Genomic DNA, 14,716 nt, shown 5'->3' on the forward strand with positions numbered 1-14,716 from the left:
CCTCCACCAATCTTTATACTAAATGACATTCCTTTTTATAAAAAAAACTTAAAACTATTTAATTAAATTTCCCTTCAATATTATTGAAGAGGCGTTGTTTCTATGAGTCAATTTCTTCTTGTTCATCAAAAAGAATTCTACAAAGTATTTGCTCTTTACTATAGGAAGTTGTATATATTTCTTTTCATTCTATGGAATATAGGTAAAGGTGTTATGAAATAAATAAGTCATTTTAAAAATACACTAATTGATATTATTTCATCAGTTATCTAGTTTTCAACCTTTCAAATAAATTTTTAAGTTTCTCATATTTATTTAACTTTCCTATTATTTGATGGTATCTAGGGGAATTCAATTCCCTTTTATCATACTCTAAACTTTTTTCTATATTCCTTATATTTTTATATAAAGCTACATTATAATAAAATTCTTCTTCTTGTTCTGTTATATCTTCATCACTCAAATATTGTGCAATTGATAACAAAATTAACACCATACTTAACCCAACTTGACTCACATGTAAGATAGTTAGTATAAATAAATCATAAGACATAAAAGAAAAGTTAAAAGCTGATATACTAAAACTAAACAAAAATGTTGCTAAGAATGAACTTGACGAATCAATCATTAAATAAAACACAATCCAATATGCCATCGTATATAATAAAATTATTTCAAAAAGACTATGAATAGCTAGTGAAAGCCTCGAACTTCTTCTTAATAAAGATGAATAGTGATTATTTTTATAAGCAAACCCCTCAAATGAATCCTCAGGTTTGCTTAAACTTAAGTTAATATTATTATACGAATAAAAAAATATCTTGGAATTTACGCTTACTACATCTTTATAAAAAGCTAATGCTATTTCACTTCCTCGAGAGATAATTCTAATTACTATATAAATAAATAAGAAACTTAGCAATAATTCTTCAATTGAAATAAAATTCATTATATTTTTACTAAAAGCAACTTTAATAATCTCAATTTTTAGAATTAAATTAATAATAATGACTATTATAGTTAGAAGAATAGTACGTATTAAATTACACCAATTATTAGCCTCTAAAATAAATTTTTTATTTATACGTTTAAATAAAATTTTTTTTACAGGTATTAAACAATCTCCCTTTTCAAAATCTTTATATGTATACCAGTATAAATTCCCATTTTTGCTGTCAAAATTTCCATTGTCATCTTTTCTTAAGTCTTCTTGTTTTAAAAAATTTGATAGACTATAATCAATAAAGAATATCTTGAAATACCACCTCATCCCATATTTATTTGATACCAAATATTTAGATAAATCTTTTAATCTACCACCTATCCCTTTTTTTCTTCGATTATTTTTTATCAAATTATCAATTATTCTTTGTTTAAATAAAAAAGTAAGTAATACATACAAAAAAAACGATACAAATGTAATAATAATAAATATAATCCGTACGTGCCATTTTAATTTAGATTGATTCTCCTCTAAATCATTAACTTTCACTGAAGCAGTATTATTTTCTTTATCTAATGAAACAACTATTTCAGTTTTATAACTTGCACTTTCGTTAGATGAGTCATTATAAAATTTATTATTCTTATCCTTTGTCCCTTCGAAATCTATTTGCTTATAAAAAATCATTAAAATTAGAAAAAGTATTAATAGAACTATTACTATCCTCTTTTTTGATATAGCTATTTTTTCTATATTGTTCTCTAATTCAACAAAACGTTTAACATGTATACCATCAAATTCATATTCAAACTCTTTTTGTTTCACTTTTATTCCCCTAACCAGATTTCATAGTTAATCCTTCTTTTTTTATAATTAAACTTTCAAAATAAAGTAGTATTATTTTGTATTGTAACTAAATTCATATTTATAAATGATAAAGGTTATATAAAAAATATTAATCCGATAATTTACAGTTAGTAAATTATCGGATTATCTAAAAATATCAAAAAGCAATGGTATTTCCAAAATCATAATCCCATTTTATTCTAAAATATTATAAACTAATTTTGAGATAGATGAAATTCCCCTGAAAATTAAAATCATGAACCTAAGTCACGTTTTTTGAAATCTTTTATCTTTAAAACCACTTTCGACTGTGAATTATCATTAAATATGGCTGGATCAACACCACAAATTTCGCCGAGCATTTTAGGTGTAAGATATAGCTGATATTGTTCCGCTAGTCTCATTGGTATTTCATGACCTTTTAAAACATTTTCATCCATCAATAATTCTAGCGATTGCTTAAATGCTACTGGTAATGTCATTTTTGTATCTAAATCAAAAGGCTCTGGATTTCTCCATTTTCGATAATGCATTTGTTTATATAATTTCATTTCCTGCTCAGAAGTAATTAAACTTAAGTCTCTCGCCCGCTTTATCATAGCAGCCATAGATACATTCCATTTCTTTTTTAAATTGTAATAGGTCTCGATTTCATCCACAATTAATCCACTTAATTCCTCTCCAAAAGAGACATTTGGCATTAAAAAAGTAGAGGCAAATTTATTTGCTTCATCTTCCATCACCTTATATTCATCTTTATCTAATTCTTGTGGGTTTAAATGTTGATGGAGTACCCAATGCCCTATTTCATGAGCTATGCTAAATTGTTGTCTAAAAAATGAACTTCTTTCCCCAATAGTAATAATAAAATATTCTTTACCATTGATTGAGTTCATACTACTAAATGCATCTACTTTATCTTCTTGATAATCCATATTTATAACAGCGAAGCCCATCAATTCCGCTACCTCTACAATATCATGTATTGGAGCAGTACCTAAACTCGTCATTTTCCTAATATCTAAAGCAATTTCTTCATAATTGTTTATTAATTCATACTTTGAGCGATCTAGTAATTCTGGAAAATCAATAAACTGTTCTAAAAAATCCCTTACTATTACAGAATACTTTGTAGAAATAGTAGCAGGCTCTTTTGATTTCTGAGTTGCAGTTAAACGTGATCTAAAAAAAGTGCCTTCATTAATTATGGTAAAGGTTTCTTCTGAGTAGAAGAACTCTCTGGGATATCCTAGTATATCAGTCAATAGTAATGATTTTTCAAAACTAGGATCGCTTTTACCACTTTCATATTTAGAAACCATTTGTTTTGTGACATTTAACTTCTCTGCTAAATCAGTGATCGATAACTTGTTATAAAGTCTCGCTTCCTTTAGTCGTTGTCCATTAAATATCTTTCTCATAATGCTATCTCCAAACTATTTCTATTTTTTCAATTGTACAATTCTCTTTTTAGCTGGCTCTTTAAGGTCTTTTTCAATTTTACTCTCCTTAGTTCCAGCATTTACATTATCATTTTCTAATACTAATTGATAGTTCGTATCGATTAGATGTGTTAATTCTTGTTCCCAAACTAATTGATTTTTGGCGTTGAAAACGTAAGCTCTGACAGTAGAAATAAAAGATACATCGAACCCAAAAACTATAACTCGAGATGGATTATTTTCAATTAACTGTAGCATCTCTCTTGCATCATCAATATCAAATTTGCTTTCATTATTTTTTGATGCAAATAAATTTAACGAAGTCTGTTCAAATAATTCCTCCATTTTATTATAATGCCCGTTAAATAAATTTAATAATCTCAAGTAATGACTATCTTCAGCATTACGAATAATTTTCCGTAAATTTTTCTCTGCAAAAAATACATATAATTCATTCTCAGGACCAATAATGGATAACGCTTCCCAAAGCTTTCCACGTTTAATTTTCCAATATTTCAAATCAAACTTATCAGCTATTTTTAAAATAGTATTATATCTTTGATCCCATTTATGCTGATGTGAACTATTTTGTGTACCTTCACCAGATTCATTTAAAATAGATTGTAAATATAACTGGCGCAGTTCCGGATCTGAATAAACTAATCCGTTTACAATATCTTTTAAAATTTTATCGTCTAAACTTATCATCTTCCAACCTCCTATCATAGATATTATTTTAGATTAAAACTAAAAAAAGTCAACTTTTCAAGAATTTTTATTTAATAAATGAATAATAAACAAATAATCATAAAAGTGAAACAGTCTATCGAAATAAGAACTCGATAGACTGTTTCACTTTATATATATTCTTGAAAAAGACCTACATAATATTATTTAAAAAATACGAAATCATAGTACTTGAATATTATATCTATAAGGATTAGCTGCTCTATTTGCATTTTAGAAATTCCGAAATGGCAATGTATTTAATAATAGCAATAGCTTATAGTATTCCAGCGAGATTCAATATTTCTATTTCTTAAAAACCTCTAAAAAATACAAAACATTTACTTTTTTAAAAAAATTAAATTTTTTTATCATCTTTAAACTCATTAAATTCAAAGCCATTTCAAAATATCTGTATTTCGTAAAAATTAATATTTAGTATACCAGTTGATCACTTCAAAAATAATAGGTAGAATATATCCAATCATATAAGGAGGTGTTTTATTGTTGAAGTTTGAAACTATTATCACCATAAACCCAGAACGTTTTGATGTTAACAAATTTCCGAATTCAAAAAAATTCTCCAAAGTAACCCAAGCTGCCTTAAAACCTAATGATCCTACGATTCAGTATTTAGCAATCAACAAAAAAGATCTAACTAAACGAGATATTTATACAGCTCAACAAGGCGATATTCTCATTTGTCTTATGAATACAAAAATCAGATTAATTGGGATTGTTGATCGATTTTGTATTGTACCGAATACATTTTGTGTTTTACGTCCAAAATCTATTTCGACAAATGCTCTGTATGCTTTGCTAAAGACATCTAGTATTCAAGAGCAACTCTATTCTGAAAAAAAATCAATTACCCTAAAGGATGTGAAAGCAATAATGTTACCCCACGAAATTTCACCAGCAAAAAATATAGTACTATCTTCACTCTCATCTAATTGGCAAAATGCACTGCTAGACCGTGCTTCATTCCAAGATATTATCGATAATACTTTTAATAATCTAAAACACACTTTTAACCTTAAGTTAGAAAATATTTTAATATTTTCCGACATTACAAAAACTACAGACAGCAATTGTTTAGGTAAAAAAGATTTTCCGACTGAAGGAATTCTCTTTTCAGACACGGAAATAACTGATGAACCTACAAGTATATTACTCACTCGAAAATTAAAAGATATCCAGGAGTTTAAAGTTGGGATTATTCATGACGAATATAATTCAGTGAAAGTAAATCAAAATCTGCTAAAGGTAAACGTAAACTGTGAATTCTTATACGAAATTGGATTTGATAAGGATGAATATACTAGTTTGATTTTTTCTAAATATATCGCTTACTACTTTTTATCTACAGCTGGTAAAAATACGTTACAGCAATGTCTCGAATCCACAGAAACAGATGTTTTGCAAACATTAAAAATTAGTCGTTTAAAACAAATTCTTATCCCACTTTGTCCAAATATACGTTATGTAGTAGAGGAAATTGAAAATCAAATTTATTGGAGAGATGCTGAAAAATACTCTAAACAATTAGACCATTCAGCAGTAATGTTTGAAGAATTCGAAACAATTATTACAAATTTATCTGCTACTCATGAAATCACATATACGGTTCCAACTGAATTATATTCTGCTCGAGAATATAGTTTGATGTTAGCTCAATATCTTGCGAACACCCCTCTCTATAATGAACTTAGCATTTCAGTTATATTAGAAAGCTATTTGCACTATGTTATATTTGAACGTCATCATGCAATTAAATGGGAAAACGAACATATTGAATTTTACAGCCCAAATGACTCAGTAGAAGGAGATATCATTATCGTAGTTAAACTATTTAACCAACCACTAAACATACCAAGAAAGTCAAAAGTAATTTTTATTGAGGAGCGATAAGTATAGTATTTATCAATGCTCTAAAAGATTGCTTCAAAGGTATTTCCACAGCAAATAAAGAGCTAATAAATGATGTCAAAGAAATGCTGCCGAAACAAAACGGGACATCATTTTAAACTGGAACGAGAGGTTCTCTTGTAGGTAACACCACGGCTAAAGTAGATCGAATGATGACTACTATAAAAATTTGTTTTTATAATTTCATTTCCTGTTCTACAGGGATTAAGCTTAGGTAATCTCGATCGTTTTATTAAAGCGGCCCATTTCTTTTTAATGATAATAGGCTTGTGAATTTAAATATCGTTGGAGTTCCCAGTCATATTAAAAAAGAGTTATTAATGCTTCTAATTTGCATTAATAACTCTTAAAAGTGTTTTTATATATTCAATCATCACCGATTTTTTATACTTTGTAGTATATTCAAGAAGCTAATACTCCAATCCCAACGATTATTGCTAGTAGAATGCCTATTATTATGAGTATCTTCTTCACAAATAGCCATTTGTCATAACGTAAATCAAACCATAAATCGCTAATAAAATCGATGGACCAAGCAGATCCCTTTCGAAGTAGCTTAAATGAAATCCAAAGAAGTGTAATTGGCCAGAACATCCACATTAGCCAAAACTTAAAATTAAAATCTAAACTGAATGATTTTTGGGGGCTTGAATGCAATGATGTTTGTGTTGGCTTTCTTTTTTCTACATAAACGTACTGTTGCTCTTTATGATAATTCCTAGAAACTTTTTCGGGATACACAGGATTTTTCTGGTAATAATATTCATCTACACCAATATCTTCGGCTGTTATTTTTCCTGCTAAAAATAATTTAAATTGAGACTCAGTATATTCAAGAATCTCATATTCATCGAAATACTTACGATATATGCAATAGTCCCTTCCGTATTGTCTAGCGTCTAATTCTGTTCTCGCTTGAATATATTCTTCCGCACTTGTAATTTGTTCTCCAAAAAATAAATCAGGGAAATATATGTACTGATAAGCATGTCTCATTTCATGTGCTAACATAGAAATAAGATAATCTGTATCAACAATTTCTACTTCATGTGAACTTTCTATATAAAAGCCCCAATGTCCTCCAGATAATTTGGTACCACGTGGATACACTACAACTGTAGGATATACTTTTAAATTCTCTGCAATAATTTCATAGTTTTCATAAAGTGTTTCTTTTGTAAATGGATCAACTGGTCCCAAAAATCGAATTTTTTCTTTTGCATTTCCAGGTCTATTAATTCCATTCATATCATTATGCTTTAAATATCCATTACGTTGCTCCGAAAAAGCCAATTCAACTAAACTATTTTCGGCGGTATTTAGTTTTACTGGTTCCTTCATAGAACTACTAGTTTTAGAAGGGTTTTTTTTTATAATCTTTTTTGTAAAATCATAACCACATTTTCTACAGCGTTGCGAAAAAGGTCCGCAATATTCAAAGCAACGAGGACAAGGTTTTCCCTCATCTTGGATAAGTGCTTGGTTACATTTTTTACAAAATTTCGTTCCTAAACTATTATGGCAATTACATCTAGCACAAACAGGCATATTTTACCTCCAATATTTCCCTTTAAGATTTAAAAATACATTTACCATTAAAAAATAGATAAAATTACCTACATAAACCTTTAAAATATAGAATCAATTTCCAATGTTCAAATATATTATAACAAATATATGAATATAGTCTCGCAAAATAAAGTGCTTATCTAGAAAAAAGATTTTATTTTTACTTCATGTCTAGCCGATTAAGGAGCATTTCATTTTGATTGAGATATAATACTAGGGAATTTAAAAAATACCAGTAAAATCATGCAATACCTATAAAGAGGGTCGTCGTGATTATTCGAAACCGTTTCAGAGCTGAAAAAGAAGTATTAGGGATGACTTAGTAGTGGGAGGGAGAATATTTTTATGTGAATATTTGAACAGCTATAGAGAAATTTCGTGAAATATAAGTTTAGTCTTAATTCGGTGTGTTTAAGAACTATATTTTCAGAAGAGCTTTAGCCTGAATAAAATGACTGTATGCTTGAAATTCATCCACTTTAAAAGGTGGTCACTTAAATTTTATTTAAGTTCTATTTTGAATAAGTAGCTTTCAACAATTGCAAATAGAGTTATTAGGAGAATTATAATTATATATTATCAACTTGAGTAAGCCATAGCATCTATTCCAGATGCTATGGCTTTTGCTATTTACTAAAATAATTAAAGGAGGAATTCATATGAAAGTATATGAATCACAACAAACAAAACAATTAGAGCTGCTAGAGAGAAGCTTCTGCATGGAGAAGCAAATAAAATTGGTACCAGCAAAGCGTGTAAATATTGTACAAGTAAAGTTAGTAAGAGAAAAAACATTACTTTACAAAGATCGTAAAATACGTTCGCCACGTTGCGCATATGAGCTGATTCGTGATTTCCTAGGTGATGTAGATCGTGAGCATTTCATTGTTCTTTGTCTTGATACAAAGAACCAACCAACTTGCATACAAGTAGTGCATATCGGAAGTCTTAATGCAAGTATAGTTCATCCTAGGGAGGTACTGAAGCCTGCTCTTCTTAGTAATGCCGCTTCAGCGATTGTAGCTCATAACCACCCTAGTAATATATCTGATCCAAGCCCTGAAGACATTGAAGTTACAAAACGTTTAGTTCATGCCGGAGAAATCCTTGGAATAGATATACTTGATCATCTTATCATCTGCACAGATACATTCCGTTCTTTAAAAGAATCTGGTTGTATGTAATCAATTAATAGTAAAAATGGAGATTAAATATAAAATACTGGCTCTAAATAAAATATAAGACTGCAAGTAATGTATTACTTTTAATAGGAGGCGAAAATATGCTTAGGAAATTACTTACGTCAGTTGCCTTGGTGATAGTCAATGAAATAGCAAAAGAAATTATCAAAAAAAGCGAACATCCCAAGTGATCAACATATCTTCTAAACAAATAGGAGCCATAAATGCATTTTAAAGCATTCATGACTCTTTTTTTATCCTTTGCTTTAACTAATATTTAGCTTCGTTCCTTCTAGATAACCTCCATAGTCAATACTTGAAATATTATAGTTTTCAAAAATTGTATGTTTAATATTATCTTAGAAACTAGAAATAGAGTATGTTAATTTGGAAAATCTAGTACTACTTCTTTTTAGTATTACTTTTTGTACCTTGATAAAAGCTTTTATATGCATAAGCGTATGCTTCATATAAATGCATTTCTAAATCATCTGAAGAAGGTGAATATACTGGTATACCTTCTTCTAATGCGTTTCCAATAAACTCTTCAAATGGTTCTTCTTTCGAAAACAAGTTATATATCGCAAATTCTATAAGAATCTCTTTTGGTACATTTTCTAGTGGTTGTGGAAATATAGGAAGATATTTTTCTTTTATGTCGTTAACTAGAGTATTTTTACAGTTGTCAAAAATTTGATTAAAGGTAGTCCAAACTTCTTCATTTTCAAATAAAGTTTTGCTGTAATATTCATTAATTAGTAATGTTTTTACACCAAGATTATTAAGCTTGGCAAGTTTACTGACTCCAGCGAAAATTGTCTGCTTTTTTTTATACCTTTCATACTTATTCATTTCATCGATACTTTCTCCTATGAATGCTTGAAATTCCATATAAGCTGAATCTTCCCCGAAAGTATTTACTACATTATAGATGTCGTACAAATTAGTCGTTTCATTAAATAAGTACAAATTCAGTGACCTATTATACTTAGCACTGACACTAGAATGATTAACTCTTAAAGAATTGATAAATGCTTGAAAACTTTTCTGTCCATTTATAAACAAATTCTCTTCATTTGGATAGTCACTTCTTGACCATTTTAATGATAAATACTTTTTGTTAGCTATATTTATTTTCTTACTAGATAAATATTTATGTGTGAACATCAAAGCATAAGCATACCAAGGAAAAAGTATTTTAGGAACTTTTAAATGAATAGTATCTCGATTAACATTTATTACATTAATTAAATTCTCTGTATTTAAAAAATCAAAACTAAGGCTATATTCTTTAATTTGCTTTTCAAACGAATCAAAACTAAAAAATATTTCCTTTAATATGTTAGGATACTTTTTATATTCTCGTTTAAGTCTAAAATGGTCTATTAAATTGTTTAAAGCATCGTTTAATACTGACATTTTGACATCAGAAAAAAAGTTGTCAACTAGACTTGCATATTCATCTTCTTCTATATCATCAATTCCTGTAGTAAAAGGATATATTTCATAATTCTGGCAATCTAAAAGCAAATAAAAAAAACTATGTATACTGTCATTAACTATTTCTAATTCGAATCCACCACTATCAAGTTTCCATTCAAATAGTGGAAACTTAATACTATCTTCTTCAAAATTTTTTATTGCAGATATTGTATTAGATAAAACTTTATTTATTATTGATTCAGCTTCATTCAAAATTGCTATCCTCCTTTAAAATTTACTGTTCATCATGTTCAATGTAATTTAATAACTTTTGTTATACTACCTTAATATTACTAAGATTAAATCATTACATAAATAAACACTATAGATATTTAATATATATTCCACTTTCAACAATCACACTAAATAATAAATTTGTTTCCACAATTTATATTGAACACCTTGAACATCATTAACATAAAACAAATAAAGTTACAAGCCACCTAGACTACAAATTATACATTTATTTCAGTAGTCTAGGTGGCTATATTGATTTTCAGTATACAAATAAGATTTATATATACTACAGTAGGGGGTTATTCCAATATGAAAAATTCAAAAGTTATAAAAAATTTCAAATCAATAATCGAGCAGAGCAAAAAAAATTTAGGTGACAACTTCTGTTTAGAAATAACAGATAAAAATGCAGAAATGTACGGTATTACTGATAAAACAGCAATACTTGACAATGCGATTTTATTTATGAAAATAAATAATCAAACTTTTATCAAGGGTATCTTTGATAATGAAAAATACGAATTTTCTTCAATTAGAAATTTACCAGCCTCATTAGATATTGTAATTGGAGTAGATTACAGTGATATAAATGACAATTTAATTTACCTTAATCACACAAATAATAGCTTTTTTCCAATTTCAGCATCAGATTTAAGTGAAAATGATGTTTTTTATCTCTATTGGGAATATCAAAACAGTTCTTGTATAACAATCTTTGAATACGATTCTTTAGAAGATACAGTTGTATTAGAAACTGTTTCCATGCATAAAAAATCTTTGCGGAAAATACTAAGAGTGTTTGTACAAAATCTCCTTTCAATGCATAAAAGCTATGACAATTATTCATCTTTGTTTAGTGAGAATTTGATAATTGAGGAGATTAAGGATTCTATCGTTAAATCAGATGAGGAGGAGGTATACTTGAGTGAATCTAAATGGAAATAAAAGGAAGGCGTATTATAGAAAACTTATAGAGTCAATTAAGCTACCAGGACATATTTCTGATTCAGATTTTCAGAGTGTGAAAAATGATTTTCAAGAATTATGTACTATGACTACTTCTTTGGAAAAAAACGATAAGCAGCAAACTATTTCGGAACCACTTAAACTACCAGAGTATCTTTCTAATTCAGATTTTCAAATTGTAAAGCAAAGTACACAGAAGTTAAACTTTGAACGGGTATCACCCTTGCAAAAGTGTGAAAAGCCGAAATCTTCTATACGTATTTCAGAGCCTGCAGCGGGATTAAATGAAATTAATCTACCATGTTATCTGTCTGATTCGGATTTGCATAATGTGAAGCAAAATACACAAGAAGTTAGCTTTGAAAAGATTTTTCCTTCGCATAAACAGGTTGTGCAAAGTATCCAGAATCCTTTGCAAGATAAAAAAACAGATAGCCAAATAATTCATAATCACACATTAGCTGAATTACTAATTGATACACATAAGTTTGCAGTTATAGAAGGCAATTTATACTACTGGAATCAAACGTTAGGGTATTTTGTGGGTCTTACAGGTGAAAATGCAGATATATTTATCCGACAAAACATACCAGATAAATATAAAAGTCGAATTTCGTTTAACAGTTGTCAGGAGATACTCCGGTGGATAATAGCTAAAGATGAAATGAAAGTAAATGAAGAGCTATTGGTACCACGAAAGTCATTTGTAGCATTTTCAAATTGTATTATTAACATAAAAGATTTTTCAGCTCATTCACATGATCCTGATTATTTCTTTACATCTGTATTAAATGCAGAATATCCGCTAAGAAGTATACCTAAAGGACCTGTATTTGAAAGATTTATTAGTCAAATTACTGGTGGAGACCAAAGGTTATATATGAGATTACAAGAGCTTTTTGGTTATGTAATTTCTGAGATAAGAGATGTCAAGGTTATTCCTTATCTTGTTGGAGTAAAAGATTCAGGTAAATCCATTATTCTGAGACTTCTAGAGCACTTAGTTGGTCCAAATTTCTTTACTAATCTTAGTTTTAGTGAACTTAATCAACAAAGCTTTTTATGCCAACTTTTCGAAAAAAAGTTAAATACATGTGGTGAAACATCTGAAATAGCCCTTAATCGTTTAGATAATTTCAAAAAATTATCTGGTGGTGACTATGTTATGGCTCGTTACTTATACGGACAAGCTTTTAAATTTATTAACAAAGCGGCTCTTATATTTGCGGGAAACCATTTACCTACAATAAAAGGTATTGATAAATCAAATGCTTTTAGTGAAAGACTTGTAATTTTTCCATTTAATCATCAAGTACCAAAAGAAGAGCAGGATATTCATCTATTTGACAAGCTAATGAAAGAAACCTCATATATTGCTCATTGGGCGTTAATTGGCTTACAACGTTGGATTGATAATAATTATCAGTTCACTACATGCGAGCAAATTGAAAAGATGGCTAGGGAATATTCTGAGCAAACTAATTCAATTGATAGTTTTATAAAATCATTTTGTTATATGGATCCTGATTCAAAATCACATAATGACGTTTTAGAAACTGCATATAAAAAATATTGTCGTAGCTACGGTATGATTGAAGAAAGCTCTAGAATGTTTCATAAGCATATGAAAACAATAACCAATTTAACCTATTCTCGTTTTAGACTAAAAAACGAAAATAAGTATGGATATATTGGTATAGGGCTAAAAGATACAACTTACGAAGTGTAAAGTATTAAACTCTTCATAAATATATGTAAAAAACCTAGTAAACGAATAAATTAAATAGTAAATAAAAAAGATTTCTTACTACAAACAAGGTACAACAAATATTTCTAATACACTTTAAGGAGACAATATTATGTTAAAAGAAAAAGAATTTGAAGAAAAACTTAAACAAGTTATTGTATCAGAAACTAAAAATTTATTAGAAAAATACCCAAAGCCCTTAACATTACAAGAATGGTTTAGTCTAACAGACGGAGCAAAGTACACTGGTGTATCTTATAACACCTTTATAAAGTTTAGAACTTTAGGGTTAAAAGTATGCGAAATTGAAGGCATCAAACGCGTATCAAAAAAAGAAATCGACCGCTTCCTAGAAGAACACAGCTTTTAAATACTACGAGAGGATTTTTCCCCCAGTTAAATTATATATTATAACTGTGAGGATCAGTCCTCTCTTTATATCTTGCCCCCGCAACGATACTAGGAGGGTCACTATGACAAAAAATAATTCTTCACCCATCAAAAGTTATGAAAACAAAGATGGTAAAACGTTATATAAATTCCAAGTTTATTTAGGTGTAGACGAGCTTACGGGTAAAGCTCGTAGTACTACCCGTAGAGGTTATAAAACGAAAAAAGAAGCTGAGCTTGCTTTAGCACGTATCAAACTTCAAGTCTCTGAAGGCACATACAAACAAGTAAGCACAGAGACATATCAGGAAGTATACGATCTTTGGATCACTCAATACGAAAAAACTGTAGAAGAAAGCACGTTTGTTAAAACAGTTGGCTACTTTAAAAATCATATCTTACCTTCTATGGGCAGTTACCGTATAGAGAAAATTACGATCGCTATTTGTCAAAAACATTACAATGAATGGGCTTCAAAGGTTAAAAAAGCTCGTACGATTAAGTCTTACGCTAAAAAGGTATTAGATTTTGCTATTGTGCATGGCTTTATTCAAACGAATCCCTTCACTCATGTTGAGACAAAAGTTAAGAAAGCCTTTACGGAGAGTGCTGAAGATGAAAATGAAAACTTTTATACGAAGGAAGAGTTAATTTTATTTTTAGAGAAAGCAAAAGATCACCTTAACTATAAAGCATATGCGCTATTCCGTTTGATCGCTTATACAGGCATGCGTAAAAGCGAGGCCTTAGCTTTAACATGGAATGATGTGAACTTTGTGGAAAGTGAGATAATTATTAATAAAGCTATCGGACGTGGTAAACAAACACAGCTTTATTTGAAGACTACTAAGACTGGTAAACCTCGCACGATCAAATTAGATGAAACAACTTTATCGATCTTGAAAGAATGGAATAAGCTTCAAAAGCAGCAATATATTCAGTTAGGCATCAATACGCTGAAGAATAATCAATTGATGTTTAGTAATACAAAAAACGATTTTATCCAGCCTGGTCAAGTACAGAAATGGATGTATAGTGTCCAAAATAAATACATTTTGAAGAAAGTATCACCACATGGTTTACGTCATACGCACTGCTCACTTTTATTCGAAGCTGGTGCGAGCATTAAAGAAGTTCAAGATCGACTTGGGCATTCTGATGTAAAAACTACTTTAGATATTTATACTCACGTCACGAAAAAGGCGAAAGAAGGCGCCATACAGAAGTTTGTTAGCTATTTAGAAGGTTAAGTTATTGA

11 protein-coding genes are annotated in these 14,716 nt (G+C 29.2%); 6 read left to right on the plus strand and 5 right to left on the minus strand.

All coding sequences use genetic code 11. The features are described from left to right. Positions 1-265: 265 nt before the first annotated feature. The 3 genes from ACQKOG_RS08975 to ACQKOG_RS08985 form a co-directional block, all read right to left on the minus strand. Positions 266-1,768: a hypothetical protein gene (locus ACQKOG_RS08975; RefSeq protein ID WP_427446068.1), complete on the minus strand. Its 1,503-nt coding sequence runs from the start codon at positions 1,766-1,768 to the stop codon at positions 266-268. A gap of 275 nt (positions 1,769-2,043) precedes the next feature. Next, positions 2,044-3,210, minus strand: a complete 1,167-nt coding sequence (locus ACQKOG_RS08980) for an XRE family transcriptional regulator (RefSeq protein WP_427446070.1) — start codon at positions 3,208-3,210, stop codon at positions 2,044-2,046. A gap of 21 nt (positions 3,211-3,231) precedes the next feature. Then, the gene (locus tag ACQKOG_RS08985) at positions 3,232-3,939 is read right to left on the minus strand and encodes a DUF5986 family protein (protein ID WP_427446071.1); all 708 of its coding nucleotides are present in this window, start codon (positions 3,937-3,939) and stop codon (positions 3,232-3,234) included. 522 nt (positions 3,940-4,461) lie between these two features. Between ACQKOG_RS08985 and ACQKOG_RS08990 the strand changes: the two genes are divergently transcribed. Beyond that, positions 4,462-5,868 (plus strand): hypothetical protein, encoded by a 1,407-nt coding sequence (locus ACQKOG_RS08990; protein ID WP_427446073.1) that lies wholly within the window; start codon positions 4,462-4,464, stop codon positions 5,866-5,868. Positions 5,869-6,288: 420 nt separating this feature from the next. Here the strand turns inward: ACQKOG_RS08990 and ACQKOG_RS08995 are convergent, their stop codons facing one another. After that, entirely contained in the window at positions 6,289-7,434 is a 1,146-nt protein-coding gene (locus tag ACQKOG_RS08995; RefSeq protein WP_427446075.1) for a hypothetical protein, read from the minus strand. 680 nt (positions 7,435-8,114) lie between these two features. Here ACQKOG_RS08995 and ACQKOG_RS09000 point away from each other — a divergent pair. Then, entirely contained in the window at positions 8,115-8,639 is a 525-nt protein-coding gene (locus ACQKOG_RS09000; RefSeq protein ID WP_427446077.1) for a JAB domain-containing protein, read from the plus strand. A 399-nt stretch (positions 8,640-9,038) separates the two neighbouring features. Here the strand turns inward: ACQKOG_RS09000 and ACQKOG_RS09005 are convergent, their stop codons facing one another. Further along, positions 9,039-10,331: a hypothetical protein gene (locus ACQKOG_RS09005; protein ID WP_427446079.1), complete on the minus strand. Its 1,293-nt coding sequence runs from the start codon at positions 10,329-10,331 to the stop codon at positions 9,039-9,041. A gap of 333 nt (positions 10,332-10,664) precedes the next feature. Here ACQKOG_RS09005 and ACQKOG_RS09010 point away from each other — a divergent pair, with 333 nt between their 5' ends. From ACQKOG_RS09010 to ACQKOG_RS09025, 4 genes are all read left to right on the plus strand, one after another. After that, positions 10,665-11,300: a hypothetical protein gene (locus ACQKOG_RS09010; protein WP_427446081.1), complete on the plus strand. Its 636-nt coding sequence runs from the start codon at positions 10,665-10,667 to the stop codon at positions 11,298-11,300. Continuing rightward, positions 11,281-13,050 (plus strand): DNA primase family protein, encoded by a 1,770-nt coding sequence (locus tag ACQKOG_RS09015; RefSeq protein WP_427446083.1) that lies wholly within the window; start codon positions 11,281-11,283, stop codon positions 13,048-13,050. The genes ACQKOG_RS09010 and ACQKOG_RS09015 overlap by 20 nt, the downstream gene beginning before the upstream one ends. A 130-nt stretch (positions 13,051-13,180) precedes the next feature. Then, a complete protein-coding gene (locus ACQKOG_RS09020; RefSeq protein WP_427446085.1) occupies positions 13,181-13,438 on the plus strand; it encodes a DNA-binding protein in 258 nt (85 codons plus the stop codon). A 103-nt stretch (positions 13,439-13,541) separates the two neighbouring features. Further along, positions 13,542-14,708, plus strand: a complete 1,167-nt coding sequence (locus tag ACQKOG_RS09025) for a tyrosine-type recombinase/integrase (RefSeq protein WP_427446087.1) — start codon at positions 13,542-13,544, stop codon at positions 14,706-14,708. Positions 14,709-14,716: the final 8 nt, after the last annotated feature.

This window comes from Lysinibacillus sp. NPDC093216 (genome assembly GCF_050280325.1).
GTDB lineage: Bacteria > Bacillota > Bacilli > Bacillales_A > Planococcaceae > Lysinibacillus.